The following is a 17991-nucleotide window of genomic DNA, read 5'->3' as shown; positions in this document are numbered from 1 at the left end:
GGGAACTTGATAATCTTGGCGTCATGACTGACTTAAGCGATCCTACCGCCGCCGCGCACGCCGCGGCCACGACCATCAACGCGAACGCGGGCATCGAAGCCCATGACATCGCGCTCGTACTCGGCTCCGGTTGGGGCGGGGCGGCGGACCTCCTCGGCGAGACCGTTGCCGAGATCTCCGCGGCGGAGGTCCCCGGATTCCACGCCCCCACCGTCGAGGGCCACGGCGCGACGTTGCGCACGGTGCGCATCGAAGCCAGCGGCAAGCATGCGCTCGTCCTCGGATCGCGCACCCACTACTACGAGGGCAAGGGTGTCCGGGCGGTTGCCCACGGTGTGCGCACCGCCGCGGCTGCCGGCTGTTCCTCGCTGGTGCTGACGAACGGGTGCGGCGGGCTCAACCGCAATTGGGGGCCCGGCACTCCGGTGCTCATCTCCGATCACATCAATCTCACCGGCACCTCTCCGATCGAGGGCGCGAACTTCGTCGATCTCACCGATCTGTACTCCCCGCGGATGCGAGCCATCGCCAAGGAGATCGACCCGACGCTCGACGAGGGCGTGTACGCACAGTTCCGCGGACCTCATTACGAGACCCCCGCTGAGGTGCGCATGGCCGGGGTCCTCGGTGCCGATCTGGTGGGAATGTCGACGACGTTGGAGGCCATCGCCGCACGTCAGTCCGGGCTCGAACTCATGGGAATTTCGCTGGTGACGAACCTTGCCGCCGGCATCCAGGAGACCCCGCTCTCTCATGCAGAGGTCATCGAAGCCGGAGCCGCGGCCGCCCCGCGCATCTCCCGTCTGCTCGCCGACATCGTCGCGAAGCTCTGAGACAGCCAGCCCCACTCCGCGCTCCCCCGCCCCGCCACCGCGAATTCGCAAAGGACCTCATATGACCCGCGTAGCCGACCGCTTCACGAATGGATTCGACGCCGAGGTGGTCCGTGCCTGGATCGCCGACGACCCTGATCCGCAGACGGCCATCTCCTTGGAGCACATCCTCGCCGAGGCCGAGAGCGGCGACGAGGCGGCGGTCGCCGATCTCGAGGACCGGTTCTCCGGTCCCCTCGTCTTCGGCACGGCCGGTCTGCGCGGCGAGATCGCCGCCGGCCCTAACCGGATGAACCGAGCCGTCGTCATCCGTGCCGCCGCCGGACTGGCCGCATTCCTCGCAGACACCGTCGGTGAGGGCTTCCAAGTCGTCATCGGGTGCGATGCCCGGTACAAGTCCGCGGAGTTCGCCGCCGACACTGCCGCCGTCATCACCGCCGCCGGCGGAGTCGCGATTCAGCTGCCCGAGCAGCTGCCGACCCCGCTGCTCGCTTATGCTCTGTTGAAGCGCGGGGCTGATGCCGGAGTCATGGTCACGGCCAGCCACAACCCACCGGCTGACAACGGCTACAAGGTCTACCTGGGACAGCGTCCGCTGCAGGCGATCGGATCCGAGGCCGACGCCGAAGCGGGTGCCGGAGCGCAGATCGTCAGCCCGGCCGATGCGCTCATCGCCGAAAAGATCTCAGCAGTCGAGTCCGTGACGTCTGTGTCACGTGCGGAGTCCGGGTGGGAACATCTCGACGAGTCGATCGTCGAGGACTATCTGTCGCGCATCGACGATCTGGGTGTCCGGGCGGAGTCGGAACTCTCGATCGTGCTGACCTCGCTGCATGGTGTCGGTGCCGGAGTCGCCGAGGCTGCTCTGACCCGCACCGGGTTCACAAACCTCCACCCGGTGGCCTCCCAGCAGGCACCGGATCCGGACTTCCCGACGGTGTCCTTCCCGAACCCGGAGGAAGCCGGCGCACTCGATGAGTCCTTTGCCCTGGCCCGTGAGGTCGGTGCCGAACTCATCATCGCCAACGATCCGGATGCCGACCGATTCTCCGCGGCCATCCCGGATGAGTCGGCGGCCATCGGCTACCGTCAGCTCTCCGGCGACGAGGTGGGGCTGCTGTTGGGTGAGGACCTCGCCGGCCGACTCGCAGAAAGCGGTTCAGACGGCGCCGTTTTCGCGAACTCGATCGTGTCCTCCCGGGCTCTCGCGGCTGCGGTTCAGAGCCACGGTTTCGCCGCAGTGAACACACTCACTGGTTTCAAGTGGATATCTCGTGCCAGTCTCGGGCTTGTCTTCGGCTACGAAGAAGCACTCGGCTACTGCGTCGACCCTATGATCGTACGCGACAAGGACGGGATTTCGGCGGCTGTGACGTTCGCAGCGCTGGCCTCACGGCTCAAGGCTGCGGGCAGCAGCATCGAGACCGAGCTCGATCGCATCCGAAATCGCGACGGATACTTCGCCACCGCTCCGCTGAGTTTCCGTCTCGACGATGTCTCTCTCATCGGCACGGCGATGGCGAAGCTGCGTGAGAACCCTCCGGCCGCTCTTGCCGGCTCCCCGGTCGCCGAGGTCCACGACCTGTCGGCAGGGTATGAGGGGCTGCCGCCGACCGATGGAATCCTGCTCCTCTCGGAGTCGAACTCGCGGGTCATCGTGCGTCCTTCGGGTACCGAGCCGAAACTGAAATGCTATCTCGAGGTCGTCGCCGAACCCTCGGAAATCCAGGCTGCGGCCGAGGCCGATGCACGTGCTGCGGCCAGCGCCGGAGTGCGCCTGCCGACCGCCTCGGCCAGCGCCTCGCTCAAACCGGCCCTAACGGAGCGCCTGAACTCGATCAGCACCGAGCTCAAAAACTTCTTCTCCCTCTAATTACTACCTTACGGCGGCCCAGCAACCTCGCGCGAGGTTGCTGGGCCGCCGTCACGTAGTATTTAGGGCCAGTAGCTGTGATAAGGAGGCGACGATGGACGTTCCTCACGATCCAGAGGTCGACGCGGTTCTGACCAGCCTGCTGGGATCACTGGGCGAAAGCAGCAACGTCTTCGGTGCCGGTCGACTCGGTGCCGAGTGGTCGGCGAAGCGGCTGAAGACCGAAACCCATCACGCCGTCATCGAAGTTCCACCGAATGAGACCGAACGCGTTCTCAATCAGGTGACTCAGCTGGTGTCCGCACACACTCCTGCGACCGACGACCCTGTCGTCACCATCCGCGGTGTCATCGGATCAGGCTTCGCGTCGATGAATCCGGCCTACGTCATCGTCGTACTCGACCGGAAAGAGTCGACCCTGGGGATCGCGGCCCATGCAAAAGAGGGCCTCATCAAACAGCGAACGGCGCAGAAGGCCGTCACTAAGATCCGGAAAGCCCTCGCCCTCTGACACTCCCAGAACTACCTGACGGCGGCCCAACTACCTCGCGCGAGGTAGCTGGGCCGCCGTCAGGTAGTAATTAGAGGGAGTTGAGGATTGCGGCGCTGCCGGAGAGGCCCAATCGGGACGCGCCGGCGGCGATCATCTCTTCGGCTGCTTCGGCGGTGCGGATTCCGCCGGAGGCCTTCACCCCGAGGCGGTCGCCCACGGTCTCGCGCATGAGAGACACAGCATGAGCGCTGGCGCCTCCGGCCGGGTGGAAACCGGTCGACGTCTTGACGAATCCGGCTCCTGCGGCCTCCGAGCGGCGGCAGGCCTCGACGATCTGCTCGTCGTTGAGCGCAGCCGATTCGATGATGACCTTGACGAGGGCGTCCCCGCTGGCCTCGACGACGCCGCGGATATCAGCCTCGAGTCCGTCGAAGTCCCCGGCGACGGCCTGTCCGATGTTGATGACCATGTCGACTTCGGCAGCACCGTCGGCGACGGCCTGAGCAGCCTCGGCGGCTTTGATCTCCGGCTTCACCTGGCCGGAGGGGAACCCGACGACGGTCGCCACGACGAGCTCACCCGGATCGGTGACCGGCAGCATGGACGGTGACACGCAGATCGCGAGCACGCCCAGCTCCTTCGCCTCCGCCACGAGGGCATCGACGTCGGCGCGGGTCGCTTCGGGCTTGAGCAGGGTGTGGTCGATGATGTTCGCGACATCGGTGCGGCTGGTCATTCGGTCCTCCAGAAGTGGTCGTGCAAGGTTGCGTGGTCGTGCATGGTTGCGCGTGCAGGTGCCGCGCAGAGTCATCAGGTCCAGCGTAGCGAGGCCAGCGGCCGCGCGGCAGTGCTGAGAGTGTGCGATTCGGCTCAGGTGATCGTGTCGAAGACGATCGATTCCGGCACCGAGGCGGCATCCCCGCCGATCTCGACCGCGGACTCCAAAGCCTCGATGGCGCGCTCGAACCGTTCCGGGGTCGCCGTGTGCAGTGTCATGAGCGGCTGACTGGCCGTGACCGTGTCCCCTGGTTTGGCGTGCAGTTCGATTCCGGCCACGTCCTGGACCGGGTCTTCCTTCCGTGCCCGTCCGGCGCCGAGACGCCACGATGCCACCCCGACGCCCAGCGCGTCGAGTTTCGTAAGCACCCCGGAGTCGGTCGCTGTGACGACCTCAGTGTGCTCGGCGGCCGGCAGAGCGGCGTCCGGGTCGCCGTGCTGGGCGCGGATCATCTGCTTCCACTTGTCCATGGCTCGACCGTCGGCCAGCGCGGCTCGAACATCGACATCGGTCTTGCCTGCCAGGCGCAGCATCTCCTCCGCCAGAGCCACGGTGAGATCGACGACGTCGGCGGGTCCGCCGCCGGCGAGGACCTCGACGGATTCGCGGACCTCGAGGGCATTGCCGACGGTCAGGCCCAAGGGCGTGGACATATCGGTCAGCAGCGCCGAGGTGTTGACGCCTGCGGCCTTGCCGAGTTCGACCATCGTCTGCGCGAGTGTGCGAGCCTTCGCCAGGTCCTTCATGAACGCACCGGAGCCGACCTTGACGTCGAGGACGAGACCGGAGGTGCCCTCGGCGATCTTCTTCGACATGATCGAGGAGGCGATGAGCGGAATGCAGTCGACCGTCGAGGTGATGTCGCGCAGGGCGTAGAGCTTCTTATCGGCCGGCGCCAATCCGGATCCGGCGGCGCAGATGACGGCGCCGACGTCCTCGAGCTGGTCGACGATCGCCTCGTTGCTCAGTCCCGCCTGCCAGCCGGGAATCGATTCGAGCTTGTCCAGGGTGCCTCCGGTGTGGCCGAGGCCGCGGCCGGAGAGCTGCGGGACGGCCACGTCGAAGACGGCGACGAGCGGGGCCAGGGGCAGGGTGATCTTGTCGCCGACTCCCCCGGTCGAATGTTTGTCCGAGGTGGGCCGGGACAGGGACGAGAAGTCCATGCGCTCACCGGAGTCGATCATCGCCTGCGTCCAGTGCGCGATCTCAACCGGTGCCATGTCGTTGATGAAGATCGCCATGGCCAGGGCCGCCATCTGCTCTTCGGCGACAGCACCCCGAGTGTAGGCGTCGATGACCCAGTCGATCTGCTCCTTGCTCAGGGCTCGGCCATCTCGCTTTGCGGCGATGACGTCGACGGTGTCGAATGCTTCTACGCTCACGGTCTCAATCCTTCGTTCTCGTCGATCAGTGCTTGGCCTCATGGCCCTCGTGCGCCCCGGCCAGGTGGTCGGGGCCGAAGGCTTCGGGCAGGACCACGGACATCGGGGCGCGTCCGCTGGGCATGTTGATGACGAGGTCGTTGCCCCCGTGTTCGAACAGCAGCTGTCGGCATCGCCCGCAGGGAACGAGGGTGTTGCCCTCTCCGTCCACGCAGTCGAAGGCGACGAGGCGGCCCCCGCCGGTCATGAACAGCTCGGAGACCAGCGAGCATTCCGCGCACAGCGTCACCCCGAACGAGGCATTCTCGATATTGCAGCCGCCGACGATGCGACCGTCGTCGGCGAGACCGGCGGCTCCGACAGGGTAGTTCGAGTACGGCACATAGGCCTTCGTCATCGCCCGTGTCGCCTCGGCTCGCAGCAGCTCCCAGGTGCCTTCGCTGAGGTCTTCGGGGCTGACCGGGGTGGGTTCCTCGCTCCAGACCGGGTCGGTCGACTCGGGTGCGGAAGCGCGGGGTTCGGGGGCAGTCATGGGGATATCTCTTCCTTCGGGTGGTGACTGTGGGGTGATCGAGGGGAAATGCCGATCCATCGCCGAGGCGGGGCTCACTTCACGTAGGGCACACCTTCCGCGGCCGGCGGGCGGACCCGACCGACGAATCCAGCGACGGCGAAGACGGTGACGATGTAGGGCAGCATGAGCAGCAGCTCGTTGGCCACCGGTGTGCCGATGGACTGCAGAGTGTTGCCGAGGCTCTTGGAGAAGCCGAACAGCAGGGCAGCGAACAGCGCACCCTTCGGGTTCCACTTGCCCAGGATCATGGCGGCCAGGGCGATATAGCCCTGTCCGGCCGACATCTCCTTGCCGAACGCCAATCCGGAGCCGACGGTGAAGAAGGCACCGCCGAGGCCTGCGATGGCACCGGCGAGCAGCGTATTGCGCACACGAGTGAAGTTGACCTTGATGCCGACGGTGTCCGCCGCCTTCGGGTGCTCACCGACGGCGCGCATCCGCAGACCCCATTTCGAGCGGAACACGAAGATCTGCAGCGCGATGACGACGACGTACATGATGTAGACGAGGATGTTCTGGTCGAACAGCACCCGTCCGAGCACCGGAATGTCCGAGAGCAGCGGGATCGGCAGGTTCGGCAGCTTCTGGCGGGAGTTCCATAGTCCCGGGTCCTGGGTGAGAACCGTCGAGTAGAGGAAGCTCGTGATGCCGACGACGAGGACGTTGAGGACCACGCCGATGATGATCTGGTTGACCCAGTACTTCACCGCGAAGAAGGTGAGCACCACGGCGACCAGGGCACCGGCGATGGGAGCGGCGAGAAGTCCCGCGTAGGGGTTCTTCACCACCGAGGCGACCACCGCGGCGAGGAACGCACCGGCCAGCAGCTGGCCCTCGATGGCGATGTTGATGATGCCCGAACGTTCTCCCACGAGACCGCACATGGCGCCGAAGATCAGCGGCACGGACAGTGCCAGGGCACCGGCGAGCAGCGTCGTCAGCGGGATGACGCCTCCGGATCCGCCGCCGGCCCAGGCGAGGAAGGAGAGAACGAAGATGACGCCGAAGAGCATCGGGAACCACGAGCCGAGGTCGATGCGCCTGATCGCCACATAGATGGACACAGCGGCCATGATGATGAGCAGGATGCCCAGCGTCAGCCCCGCCGCGGTCGAGGACACGGCGAAGTCGGGGATGGCGAAGAAGTCTCCGCCGGTGGCCACCCGGAAGGTCGTCTCCCCGTCACGGCCGATGAGGCCGAAGAAGATGAGCGAGACGAGGGCGAGGATCGTATAGACGATCGGGAACTTCCAGGCGATCGGCGCAAGCGCCTTGACCTGGATCGAAGGTGTCTTATCCATGGTCTGAGCAGTCATCTCAGTCCTCCTTCCGCTTGAGCACCGGTGTGGGCAACCGGAAGATCGACCTCACCAGGGGCGGGGCCGCGATGAGCAGCACGATGACGGACTGGACGACGAGGACGATGTCGATCGGCGTACCGGTCTGGGACTGCATGAGGTAGCCGCCGGCCTTGAACGCGCCGAAGAGCAGGCCCGCAAGGAACGTCCCCAGCGGTTTCGACCTTCCCAGCAGGGCGACGGTGATGGCGTCGAAGCCGATCGATCCGCTGATTCCGCCGGTGAGTTTGTATTCGGTGCCGAGCACCTGAGCGGCACCGCCGAGTCCGGCCAGGGCACCGGCGACGATCATGACGAGGATAGTCACCTTCGACACGGAGATGCCTGCGGTCCGGGCCGCGTGCGGGTTCGCGCCGACGGCCTTGAACTCGAAGCCGATCGTCGAACGCTCGAGCAGCCACCACACGAAGATCGTGGCGAGGATGGCGATGACGAACCCGAAGTGGAGACGGAACGGCGGTGGCAGCAGCAGGAACATCTGCGCGGAGTCGTCGATGACGCGGGACTGCGGGTTCGCCGAGGTCGTGTGCGTGAACCAGTTCTGCTTGAGCAGGTAGCCCAGTGCGTAGCCGGCGATCGAGTTGAGCATGATCGTCACGATCACCTCGTTGGCACCGGTGCGTGCCTTGAGGACACCGGCGATTCCGGCCCAGATCGCACCGCCGATGATTCCGCCGATCGCGGCCACGAGCATGTGGACGACGGGAGGCAGCGGCAGCGCGTAGCCGAGGAATCCGGCGATGGTCGCGCCGAGGATGACCTGGCCCTGACCGCCGATGTTGAACAGACCGCAGCGGAAGGCCAAGGCGATGCCGAGACCGGTGAGGATGAGCGGGGTGCCCGAGACCATCGATTCGGTCAGGGGGCGGATGGCGCGTTCGGTGGTGCGTGCGTCCCAGTCGAATACCGCTCCGCGGAACAGCGCCGAATAGGCATTGCCGACGGTCTGGAAGAGCGTGGCGAAGAACTCGCCGGGAGCGGCGAAGAAGTTCTCGGCCGCCGCGACGACCTCCGCGTTCGACACGGCGATGAGGACACCGCCGAACAGAAGGGCGAGAACGATCGCCAGCAGCGAGACCAGCCAGGATCCCGACATGATCTGCTGGAGCAGAGTCTGTTCCTTGCCGTCCTCGGTCTCGGACTCCGGCGGCGGTGCCGCGGAAGGAGCCGCCGGTGAGATATCAGTCGTCATTTGGTCTCCTCCGCCGGGGTGGTGGCTGAGTCGTCGTCCGTTGCTTCGAGGGCTTCGTCGGCGGGAACGCCGGCCATCATCAGGCCCAGTGCTTCGCGGGAGGTCTCGGGTCCCACGATGCCGACGATGCGCCCGGCGTACATCACGGCGATTCGGTCGGCGAGGCCGTAGACCTCGTCGAGTTCGGTCGAGACGATGATGCAGGGGGTGCCGGAATCGCGTTCGGCGATGACGCGCTTGTGCACGAATTCGATCGATCCGACGTCGAGTCCGCGGGTGGGCTGGCTGGCGATGAACAGTCGCAGATCGCGGCCGAGCTCGCGGGAGAGCACCACTTTCTGCTGGTTTCCGCCGGAGAGGGTCGAGATCGGGTCGGAGACGCTGCCGAGGCGGATGTCGAACTCCTCGACTTTCTTCTTCGCCTCTTCGCTGATGACCTTCGATCGCATGTTCAGGCCCTTGGCATAGGGCTCACGGTCGTAGACGTCGAGGATCATGTTCTCGCGGATCGCGAATTCCGCGATGATGCCGTCGGTCGACCGGTCTTCGGGAACGAAGCCGATACCGGCACCGAGGCGGTCCTTGACCGAATCCCCGACGAGCTTCTTCCCGTCGAGGGTGATCGTGCCCAACCGCGGTTCGGTGAGACCGATGATCGTCTCGGCCAGTTCGGTCTGCCCGTTGCCCTGGACACCGGCGACGGCGAGGATCTCGCCGCGACGGACGTCGAAGGACACGTCGTCGACGACGACGTTCTCGGCCTTGTCGACGACGGTGAGTCCGCGCACCTGGAAGGTGGCATCGCCGGGATCGGCGGCATCCTTCTCGGTCGTCAGAGACACGGCACGGCCGACCATCTGGCTGGCCAGCTCGGTCTCGGTCGACTCCGGCGAGGCCTCTCCGACGATCTTTCCGCGGCGGATGACCGTGATCGAATCAGCGATCGCGCGGACCTCACGGAGTTTGTGGGTGATGAAGACGATCGACGTGCCCTGCTCCTTGAGCTGGCGCATGATCGAGATCAGCTCGTCGGTCTCCTGCGGAGTGAGCACAGCCGTGGGCTCGTCGAGGATGAGGATCTCGGCATCCCGGGACAGGGCCTTGATGATCTCCACTCGCTGCTGGGCGCCGACCGGCAGATCCTCGATGAGGGCATCGGGATCGATGTTGAAATTGAAGCGCGAAGAGATCTCCTTGACCTTCTTGCGCGCCTCGCTGATGTCGAGGAGCCCGAGGCTCTTCGTCGGTTCGTAGCCCAGCGCCACGGATTCGGCGACGGTGAACACGGGCACGAGCATGAAATGCTGGTGGACCATGCCGATGCCCGCAGCGACGGCGTCGCCCGGCCCGGAGAACTTCACCGGCTTGTCGTCGATGAGGATCTCTCCCCCATCGGCGTCGTAGAGTCCGTAGAGGACATTCATCATGGTGGATTTGCCGGCGCCGTTCTCACCCAACAGGGCGTGGATCTCGCCCGGTTCGATGGTGAGATCGATGTGGTCGTTGGCCACGAACGATCCGAACACCTTGGTCATCCCGCGAAGCTCGAGTTTCACTGCTTCCGGTTCTCCTCACAAACTTGAAAACTGCAGGGCCGAAAGAACTCGGCCCTGCAGTTTAACCGACGAGCTTACTTCGGTGTGCTCTCAGACTCGACGACCAGGCTGCCGTCGACGATCTGCTTCTTCAGATCCTCGACCTTCTTCTTCACGTCCTCGGGAACCTTGTCTTCGAAGTCGTGGTACGGAGCGAGGCCCACGCCTTCGTTCTCGAGCGTACCGACGTAGGGCTCATTCGAGAACTTGTCCTCCGAGCCTTCCTTGATGGTGTCTTCGACGGCCTGCGAGATCTGCTTGACCACCGAGGTGAGGATGATGTCGCCGTATTCGGTCGACTCGTAGCCGTCGGAGTCGACCCACACGAGGTTGACGTCGCCGGCTTCCTTCGCGGCGGCCGCGGCACCGAGGCCGACGGGTCCGGCCACGGGCATGATCACGTCGGCGCCCTGCGAAATGAGCTGCTTGGTCAGCTCCTGGCCCTGGCCCTGGTTCTCGAAGTCACCGGAGAACGATCCATCCTGCTTCTTCTTGTTCCAGCCGAGCAGCTTGACGTCTTTCTTGTTGTCCTTATTGAACTTGTCCACGCCGTCGGCGAATCCGTCCATGAAGATCGTCACCGACGGAATCTGGATGCCGCCGAAGGTGCCGACCTTGCCCGACTTCGAAGTCGCGGCCGCAACATAGCCGGCGAGGTACGCGGCCTCGGCGGTGTTGAAGACGACGGCCTTGGCGTTGTCGATCGTCACCGGCTTGCCGTCGGCGTCGGAGAACGTGGAGTCGATGAGTGCGAAGTTGAGGTCGGGGTTCGCTTCTGCGGCTTCCTGGATCGTGTCCTCGAGGAGGAATCCGACACCGAAGGTGAGGTTGCAGCCCTGCTGCACCATGTTGTCGACATTCGGCTTGAAGTCCGCGTCGCCCTGCGACTCGGCGAGCTTCTCTTCGATGCCGAGGTTCTTCTTCGCGTTCTCCATGCCCTCGCGGCCGGACTGGTTGAAGGACTGGTCGTCCCAACCGCCGGAGTCGGAGACCATGCAGGCCATGTAGTCGGAGCCGGATTCTCCACCTGAGCCGCAAGCCGAGAGGACCAGGGCAGATGCGGCGATCATCGACACCGCTGAAGCGAGCTTCTTCACGTTTTCTCTTTTCTGATACAGACAGCGCACACGGATGAGGGCCCTGTCTGCCCTTACCGAAAATGTGAAACCACTGGACGAACTGTCATATTTTGATGAGTTTCGGTCAGTCTAATGCACTGAGGTCATTTGGAAAGGTCCGTTAGCACCTCAATCGCAGACACCGATATGAAAAAGAAATAATCCGTCATGCGGTGGGGTTATCGGTCCGAAATGCGAACAGAAAACGCCTTGTGTTTGAGACAGAAAGATGCGGCAAACGATGCGGCCGGCGGCCGGCCGGACTGGCCCATCCGGTCAATCGGGCGAACCGCGGTGAACTAGGCTAGAGACTGCTATGGCACATCTCCTCGGGGCAGAAGCCCTCCACCTCGAATACCCCACGCGAGTCGTCTTCGACTCGGTCACTCTCGCCGTCGAGTCCGGCGACATGATCGGCATCGTCGGCCGCAACGGTGACGGCAAGTCGAGCCTGCTCGGCATGCTCGCAGGCACCATCGAACCCGATTCCGGACGCGTGACGTATCGCGGCGGGCTGCGTCTGGGCATGCTCGGCCAGCGCGATGACCTCGATGACGAGGCGACCGTCGGCTTCTCCGTCGTCGGCGATGCCGCCGATCACGAATGGGCCGCCGATCCGCGGGCCCGTGACATCATCTCCGGTCTCATCGCCGATCTCGATTGGGATGCGCAGATCTCCTCGCTCTCCGGCGGTCAGCGCCGTCGAGTGGCCCTGGCGGCTCTGCTCATCGGCGATTGGGACATGCTCATCCTCGACGAGCCGACGAACCACCTCGATGTCGACGGCATCGCGTGGCTGGCGAAGCATATTCGCGGCCGGTGGCCGAAGAATTCCGGAGCCCTGCTGCTGGTCACCCACGACCGGTGGTTCCTCGACGAGGTGTGCACGAAGACCTGGGAGGTCCACGACCGCATTGTCGAGCCTTTCGAAGGCGGTTATGCCGCCTATGTCCTCCAGCGCGTCGAGCGCGATCGGATCGCCGCCGCCACCGAGGCGAAGCGACAGAATCTCATGCGCAAGGAACTCGCATGGCTGCGACGCGGTGCTCCCGCCCGGACGTCGAAGCCGAAGTTCCGCATTGAAGCCGCCAACCAGCTCATCGCCGATGTGCCGGAGGTGCGCAATCCGATCGAGCTGAAGAAGATGGCCACGGCCCGCCTGGGCAAGGACGTCGTCGATCTGCTCGACGTGTCCAAGCACTTCGCCGAGACCACGATTCTGGAGGATGTCACGTGGCGCATCGGTCCCGGTGAGCGCACCGGGATCCTCGGTCCGAACGGTGCAGGGAAGTCGACGCTCTTAGGTCTGGTCTCGGGAGAGATCGAACCCGATGCGGGTCGGGTCAAGCGCGGCAAGACCGTGCAGATCGGTGTGCTCGATCAGCAGTTCAAGGATCTGGCCCGCATCGCCGAATCCCGTGTGCGCGAGGTCCTCGCCGAGTCGAAGACCTCGTTCAACATCGAAGGCAAGGACTTCACTCCGGCCCAGCTGCTCGAACGGCTCGGCTTCGCGAAGGAGCATCTGTCCGCCCGGGTCAAGGAGCTCTCCGGCGGGCAGAAGCGCCGACTCCAGCTTCTGCTGCTGCTCATGGCCGAACCCAATGTCATCATCCTCGACGAGCCGACGAACGACGTTGACTCGGACATGCTCGCGGCGATGGAGGATCTCCTCGATTCCTGGCCGGGCACCCTCATCGTCGTCTCCCACGACCGGTACCTGTTGGAGCGGGTCACCGATCAGCAGTACGCGATCCTCGACAACGGACTGCGCCATGTTCCCGGCGGCGTCGAAGAGTACTTGCGGCTGCGAGCCGAACAGGAACGCCGCGGCACTGCAGGTTCGAACAGGGCTTCCGGCGGTTCGAACGGGGCCACAGCGGGAAACGACGGGACCGGTTCCGGTGGGGCCGCCTCGGCGAGCGAGGGATCCGCATCGGTTCCGAAGCTGTCCGGCGCGGAAGCCCGGGCGGCGAAGAAGGAACTGTCGTCGATCGAGCGGCGGATGGACAAGCTGAACACTCAGATCGCGAAGAAGCACGAGGAGATGGCCGCCCACGACCAGACCGATTTCGAGGGACTGGCCAAGCTCACGGCCGCGATCCGCGAGTCCCAGGACGAACTCGACGAACTCGAGATGCGCTGGCTCGAAGCCTCCGAAGCTCTCGAGGCCTGAGTGATCGACGAAGCGACGATGCGAGACCTGCTCGAGGCGGAACGAGCGGAGACGCAGGCGCTCATCGACCGCCTGACTCAGGGAATCGATGAGGTCTCGGCCGCTCGCGAGGGCGACAACAGCGACGACGAGCACGATCCGGAAGGGGCGACGCTCGCCTTCGAACGGTCGCAGGCCGCGACCTTGCTCGAACAGTCCGAGAATCGCCTCGAGGAGATCGCCGAGGCGGTCGACCGCCTGAACGCGGGCACGTTCGGGACCTGCATCGACTGCGGCAGACCCATCGCCGAGGCGCGGCTGGAGGCCCGCCCCTACGCGGCCAAATGCGTGAACTGCGCCGCCCGCGGCTAGTCGTTTCCATTCCCGTTCGCACGCACGAGTGCACCGTCGCACACGACCGGGCGACCGCCTCGGCGCCGGTCTGAACTTTCCCCAAAGCCTGCCGGGTGCGGTAGTGTATCGGCGTGTCATCACGGGACTATCGCATCGACCGCGCCAAGGGAATACTCATCTTCCTGGTGGTTCTGGGCCACCTCCTCGCCAGGACCTCCCCATGGGAGTCGCCGATCCTGGGCGCACCGATGTACTTCATCTACATGTTCCACATGCCGGCGTTCGTCTTCCTTGCCGGAATCACGGCGAAGTCGAACAAACTGGCCGAACGGGTTCTGACCTACTTCGTCCTCCTCGCCACGGTGCTGCCGCTCATGTGGGGGTGGATGTGGCTCTTCGGGCTCAATCCCGACTACGACTTCCTCCGACCGTTCTGGTACACGTGGTTCCTGCTGTCGATGGCGTGGTGGATGATCACGGTCCCCTTCATCGAGCGATTCCCGCGCACGATGCTCGTCGCTTCTCTGGTCGTCGGGCTCTTCGGCGGATTGCTGCCGGTCCTCGACACCGAGCTCTCCGCGGCTCGGACGATGGCGTTCTGGCCGTTCTTCGTCATCGGCAAGCTCTACGGCAAGCAGATCATCGACTGGGCGGGCAGCCTCGCGATCTGGCAGAAACTCTGTCTCAGTGCCGCTGCCCTCGCGGCCGTCGGATATTTCTTCCTCGACCAGGTCGACTACAACTGGCTCTACGGCAGCCTCAACTTCGCCCACTTCGACGTCAGCGTTCCCGAAGGCGTGGGACTGCGACTCATCGTCGACATCGGAGCGGTGCTGCTGACGCTGGCCCTTCTGTCCTGGTTGAGCAATACCAAGGACACGATCGCGACGATCGGCAAGAACAGCCTTGCTGTCTACATCCTCCACGGATTCGTCGTCCGCGCCCTGCAGCCGGTCCTCGACGACAGCCGCAACGTCCTCCACGACGCCGTCGTCCTGCTCATCTGTGTGGCCCTGGCCGTCGTCTGGACGGGCTTGCTCGCCTGGTCGCCCTTCGAACGAGCGCTGCGCTGGTGGTCCTCGACCGTCACCGGCCTGCTGCTCAAACCGTTCCCCTTCCTCCGGCCGGAGGACTCCGACCGTCGCAGCGGGCGAGGTCGCGGAGAGCGTGGTCGCAGCGGGCGCAATCGCAGAGATCATGGTCGCCGTGGAGATGCCGGCTATCTCGGCGACACCTATCACCCCGGGGACGCCTACAGCGAGGGCGACGGACCGGACCGGCAGGGACTCGGTCTGCAGCCCATGCCCGGAGTCGGCTACCAGCACTCCCCCGGCTACGAACAGCAGCCCGGTCAGCAGCAGTCGTTCGCCTCCCCCGCCCCGGTTGCGGGCGAGCCGTACCCGTTGCCGGGTTCACATGAGGTTCCGCAGAACAACGCCACCTACGAACCCACTCAGGAGGTGCCCGCCGGCGCAGCCCAGCGGGCAGTGCGCTACCGTCGCCTGCCGGTCTATCTCAGCGGCGACGAGGACCGCTGACGATCGGGCCGCCTCGGCGGTCGCTGATCTTTACGGGGACCCCATCGGAGCCCAGCGTTGCAGGCTTTCGGTCGGGCCGCCTCGGCGAGGTCGTGTTCTTTCATGGCCTTCAGCGTCGAATTATGTCGATGTGACGGACCTCACTGAGTCGATTGATGGTGTGATAACAATGTTCGGGCCGTTTGCCCGGGCTCGGCCACATCATCGAATCGGAGAGCATCCATGACCGCGACCAACGCCCTGACCCAACGCCTCGATGCCGGCCCCGTAATCTGTGCGGAAGGCTTCCTGTTCGAGCTCGAGAAGCGCGGATATCTGTCTGCCGGCGAGTTCGTCCCCGAGGTGGCCCTCGAGTTCCCCGACGCCCTGCGCTCCCTCCACGTCGACTTCCAGCGGGCCGGCTCCGACATCGTCGAGGCCTTCACCTACAACGGGCACCGCGAGAAGATGCGCGTGATCGGCAAGGAAGATCTGCTCGAACCGCTCAACCGCGCCGCCCTCCAGATCGCTCGGTCCGTCGCCGACGCCAAGCCCGGAAACTTCATGGCCGGCAACATCTCGAACTCGAACATCTGGGATCCCGCCGACGAGTCCAAGCAGTCCGAGGTGCGGGCCATGTTCGCCGAAATGGTCGCCTGGGCGGTCGAGGAAGGTGCCGACCTCATCATCGGCGAGACCTTCTACTTCGCCGGTGAGGCCATCGCCGCCGCCGAGATCGCCAAGGCCAGCGGACTGCCCGTCGTCCTCACCCTCGCCCCGATGGCCTTCCAGGAGATGGCCGACGGGGTCGGGATCGTCGAGACCGCGCAGCGCCTCGAGCAGCTCGGCGTCGATGTCGTCGGGCTCAACTGCTTCCGCGGTCCCGCGACGATGCTGCCGTGGCTGAAAGAGATCCGTCAGGCAGTGTCCTGTCACGTCGGCGCCCTGCCGATCCCCTACCGCACCACTGAGGAGGAGCCGACGTTCTTCAACCTCTCCGACCCCCGCGCCGAGGTGGCCTCCCCGCACGGACGCACGTTCCCCACCGCGCTCGATCCCCTGCAGACCAACCGCTACGAGATCGGCGCGTTCGCCAAGGAAGCCTACGACCTGGGCGTCAACTACATCGGAGTGTGCTGCGGCGCGACCCCGATGCACATCCGCGAGGTCGCCGAGGCGGTCGGACTGACCACCGATGCCAGCCGTTTCTCCGAGAACATGGCCAACCACTTCATGTACGGCAGCAACGAACGGCTCGCCGACAACGTCGTCGCCCTCGGAGACACTGCCTGAGACTCGGGAGCATCGCTCACAGCTAGGCGAACGAGGGTGCCGAGCATCCCTCACCGTCGGGGCCACCACATACAGTCAGCGCCATAACCCCTCGCAGGAACGGGAGGTTATGGCGCTGACTGTAGGTGCTGCGACTACCGGTAGGCAGTGCCACTGGCGGTGCGTGATGCTTCCCGGCGTTCTGCCTGTAGGCAGTGCCGGTTACGGTGCGTGATGCTTGGCGACCGCGCGGGGTCGCCCGTGAGCGCTCAGGCTTCTGCGGTCACGCCGATCGAGTCGAGAGCGGCCTCGAGGCGCGCGATCGTGCCATCGATGTCGCCGAGCTTGTCGAGACCGAACAGGCCGATGCGGAAACTCGAGAAGTCCTCGGGCTCATCGCACTGCAGCGGCACGCCGGCAGCGATCTGCACACCGACTTCTTTGAAGCTGGCACCGGTCGCGAGCTTCGGATTGTCGGTGTGGACGACGACCACGCTCGGCGAGGCGAACTCGTCCGAAGCCACCGAGGGCAGTCCGCGTTCGGCGAAGACCGCGCGCACGCGCTGTCCGAGTTCGGCCTGCGCGGCGGCGAGCTTATCGAAGCCACGCTCCTCGCTTTCGACCATGAGCTTGGCATTGTGCGCGAGAGCATCAGTGGGCATCGTCGCGTGGTACGGCGCACGGCCGGCTTCGTATTCGTCGGCGATGAACAGCCACTTCTTCAGATCCATCGCGAAGCTCGTCGAGGTGGATGCCTCGACGGCGGCACGGCCGGCCTTGCTGAGCATGACGTAGCCGGCGCACGGCGATCCGCTCCACCCCTTCTGCGGAGCGGAGATGAGCACATCGACACCGAGGTCGGTCATCGACGCCCACACCGCGCCCGAGGCGATGCAGTCGAGAACGAAGATTCCGCCGACCGAGTGCACAGCCTCGGCAACCTGGCGAACGTAGTCATCGGGCAGGAGCATCCCCGAGGCGGTCTCGACGTGGGGAGCGAACACGACAGCGGGCTTCTCGCGCTCGATGGCGGCGACCACCTCGGCGACGGGGGCCGGCGACCACGGCGACTGGTGCTCGGCACTGTCCGGGGAGGCCTTGAGCACGGTCGTCTCCGAGGCGATGGCTCCGGCGTCGAGGATCTGCGACCAGCGGAAGGAGAACAGACCGTTGCGCACGATCAGCGCCTTCTTGCCGGTGGCGACCTGACGGGCAACGGATTCCATGGCGTAGCTGCCGCCGCCGGGGACGATGGCAGCGGAATCGGCATCGTAGGCCGAGCGCAGGATCCGGTTGATCTCCTGCATCACGGACACGAACCGCTGCGACATGTGGTTGAGTGATCGGTCGGTGAAGACCACCGAGTATTCGAGCAGTCCGTCCGGGTCAACATCTTCGTGTGGCAAAGTCATGGCTCTAACATATCGACAGTCCGCCATCCGGGCCACCGGAGTCGATCAGTGAGATCGCAGCGACCCTCGCCGAGGCGGCCGAACGTCA

The 17991-nt window shown here is 65.1% G+C and carries 15 protein-coding genes; 7 read left to right on the top strand and 8 right to left on the bottom strand.

Annotated features, from left to right (window positions below):
• The first annotated feature begins 23 nt into the window (after window positions 1-23).
• The 3 genes from ACU4IU_RS14180 to ACU4IU_RS14170 all read left to right on the top strand — a co-directional run bounded on the left by ACU4IU_RS14180 (window position 24) and on the right by ACU4IU_RS14170 (window position 3217).
• The gene (locus tag ACU4IU_RS14180) at window positions 24-833 is read left to right on the top strand and encodes a purine-nucleoside phosphorylase (RefSeq protein WP_446657098.1); all 810 of its coding nucleotides are present in this window, start codon (window positions 24-26) and stop codon (window positions 831-833) included.
• A gap of 61 nt (window positions 834-894) precedes the next feature.
• On the top strand, window positions 895-2706 hold the full coding sequence (locus ACU4IU_RS14175) for a phospho-sugar mutase (RefSeq protein WP_446657097.1): 1812 nt from the start codon (window positions 895-897) through the stop codon (window positions 2704-2706).
• A 94-nt stretch (window positions 2707-2800) separates the two neighbouring features.
• Window positions 2801-3217: a hypothetical protein gene (locus tag ACU4IU_RS14170; RefSeq protein ID WP_446657096.1), complete on the top strand. Its 417-nt coding sequence runs from the start codon at window positions 2801-2803 to the stop codon at window positions 3215-3217.
• 70 nt (window positions 3218-3287) lie between these two features.
• Here ACU4IU_RS14170 and deoC read toward each other — a convergent pair whose 3' ends face one another.
• The 7 genes from deoC to ACU4IU_RS14135 all read right to left on the bottom strand — a co-directional run bounded on the left by deoC (window position 3288) and on the right by ACU4IU_RS14135 (window position 11175).
• Window positions 3288-3935, bottom strand: a complete 648-nt coding sequence (gene deoC, locus ACU4IU_RS14165; RefSeq protein ID WP_376906428.1) for a deoxyribose-phosphate aldolase — start codon at window positions 3933-3935, stop codon at window positions 3288-3290.
• Window positions 3936-4069: 134 nt separating this feature from the next.
• Complete coding sequence (locus ACU4IU_RS14160) at window positions 4070-5401, bottom strand: thymidine phosphorylase (protein ID WP_139908658.1); 1332 nt, start codon at window positions 5399-5401, stop codon at window positions 4070-4072.
• Window positions 5385-5891: a cytidine deaminase gene (locus ACU4IU_RS14155; RefSeq protein WP_376906430.1), complete on the bottom strand. Its 507-nt coding sequence runs from the start codon at window positions 5889-5891 to the stop codon at window positions 5385-5387. Before ACU4IU_RS14155 ends, ACU4IU_RS14160 begins: the two co-directional genes overlap by 17 nt.
• A 74-nt stretch (window positions 5892-5965) precedes the next feature.
• Window positions 5966-7249 (bottom strand): ABC transporter permease, encoded by a 1284-nt coding sequence (locus tag ACU4IU_RS14150; protein WP_376906432.1) that lies wholly within the window; start codon window positions 7247-7249, stop codon window positions 5966-5968.
• A gap of 1 nt (window position 7250) precedes the next feature.
• Window positions 7251-8483, bottom strand: coding sequence for an ABC transporter permease (locus tag ACU4IU_RS14145; RefSeq protein WP_139908661.1), 1233 nt, complete (start codon window positions 8481-8483; stop codon window positions 7251-7253).
• The gene (locus ACU4IU_RS14140; RefSeq protein ID WP_139908662.1) at window positions 8480-10039 is read right to left on the bottom strand and encodes an ABC transporter ATP-binding protein; all 1560 of its coding nucleotides are present in this window, start codon (window positions 10037-10039) and stop codon (window positions 8480-8482) included. The genes ACU4IU_RS14145 and ACU4IU_RS14140 overlap by 4 nt, the downstream gene beginning before the upstream one ends.
• A gap of 74 nt (window positions 10040-10113) precedes the next feature.
• Window positions 10114-11175 (bottom strand): BMP family lipoprotein, encoded by a 1062-nt coding sequence (locus ACU4IU_RS14135; protein WP_229664228.1) that lies wholly within the window; start codon window positions 11173-11175, stop codon window positions 10114-10116.
• A gap of 337 nt (window positions 11176-11512) precedes the next feature.
• Here ACU4IU_RS14135 and ACU4IU_RS14130 point away from each other — a divergent pair, with 337 nt between their 5' ends.
• The 4 genes from ACU4IU_RS14130 (at window position 11513) to ACU4IU_RS14115 (ending at window position 16512) form a co-directional block, all read left to right on the top strand.
• Complete coding sequence (locus tag ACU4IU_RS14130; RefSeq protein ID WP_446657095.1) at window positions 11513-13369, top strand: ABC-F family ATP-binding cassette domain-containing protein; 1857 nt, start codon at window positions 11513-11515, stop codon at window positions 13367-13369.
• The gene (locus ACU4IU_RS14125) at window positions 13370-13720 is read left to right on the top strand and encodes a TraR/DksA family transcriptional regulator (RefSeq protein ID WP_248283944.1); all 351 of its coding nucleotides are present in this window, start codon (window positions 13370-13372) and stop codon (window positions 13718-13720) included.
• 113 nt (window positions 13721-13833) lie between these two features.
• The gene (locus ACU4IU_RS14120; RefSeq protein ID WP_376906433.1) at window positions 13834-15240 is read left to right on the top strand and encodes an acyltransferase family protein; all 1407 of its coding nucleotides are present in this window, start codon (window positions 13834-13836) and stop codon (window positions 15238-15240) included.
• A gap of 222 nt (window positions 15241-15462) precedes the next feature.
• On the top strand, window positions 15463-16512 hold the full coding sequence (locus ACU4IU_RS14115) for a homocysteine S-methyltransferase family protein (RefSeq protein ID WP_376906435.1): 1050 nt from the start codon (window positions 15463-15465) through the stop codon (window positions 16510-16512).
• 248 nt (window positions 16513-16760) lie between these two features.
• Here ACU4IU_RS14115 and ACU4IU_RS14110 read toward each other — a convergent pair whose 3' ends face one another.
• Window positions 16761-17903, bottom strand: coding sequence for an alanine--glyoxylate aminotransferase family protein (locus ACU4IU_RS14110; protein WP_139908666.1), 1143 nt, complete (start codon window positions 17901-17903; stop codon window positions 16761-16763).
• Between the last annotated feature and the right edge of the window lie 88 nt (window positions 17904-17991).

It is taken from the genome of Brevibacterium sp. CSND-B09 (assembly GCF_052906525.1).
This window is presented reverse-complemented; position numbering and strand designations above follow the sequence as displayed.

Excerpts from the sequence above, each read along its gene's own strand:
- ACU4IU_RS14110 (WP_139908666.1), bottom strand. The coding sequence starts at position 17,903 with ATGACTTTGCCACACGAAGATGTTGACCCGGACGGACTGCTCGAATAC.
- ACU4IU_RS14160 (WP_139908658.1), bottom strand. The coding sequence starts at position 5,401 with ATGAGGCCAAGCACTGATCGACGAGAACGAAGGATTGAGACCGTGAGC.
- ACU4IU_RS14145 (WP_139908661.1), bottom strand. The coding sequence starts at position 8,483 with ATGACGACTGATATCTCACCGGCGGCTCCTTCCGCGGCACCGCCGCCG.
- ACU4IU_RS14130 (WP_446657095.1), top strand. The coding sequence starts at position 11,513 with ATGGCACATCTCCTCGGGGCAGAAGCCCTCCACCTCGAATACCCCACG.
- ACU4IU_RS14155 (WP_376906430.1), bottom strand. The coding sequence starts at position 5,891 with ATGACTGCCCCCGAACCCCGCGCTTCCGCACCCGAGTCGACCGACCCG.
- ACU4IU_RS14175 (WP_446657097.1), top strand. The coding sequence starts at position 895 with ATGACCCGCGTAGCCGACCGCTTCACGAATGGATTCGACGCCGAGGTG.
- ACU4IU_RS14150 (WP_376906432.1), bottom strand. The coding sequence starts at position 7,249 with ATGACTGCTCAGACCATGGATAAGACACCTTCGATCCAGGTCAAGGCG.
- ACU4IU_RS14170 (WP_446657096.1), top strand. The coding sequence starts at position 2,801 with ATGGACGTTCCTCACGATCCAGAGGTCGACGCGGTTCTGACCAGCCTG.
- deoC (WP_376906428.1), bottom strand. The coding sequence starts at position 3,935 with ATGACCAGCCGCACCGATGTCGCGAACATCATCGACCACACCCTGCTC.
- ACU4IU_RS14180 (WP_446657098.1), top strand. The coding sequence starts at position 24 with ATGACTGACTTAAGCGATCCTACCGCCGCCGCGCACGCCGCGGCCACG.
- ACU4IU_RS14115 (WP_376906435.1), top strand. The coding sequence starts at position 15,463 with ATGACCGCGACCAACGCCCTGACCCAACGCCTCGATGCCGGCCCCGTA.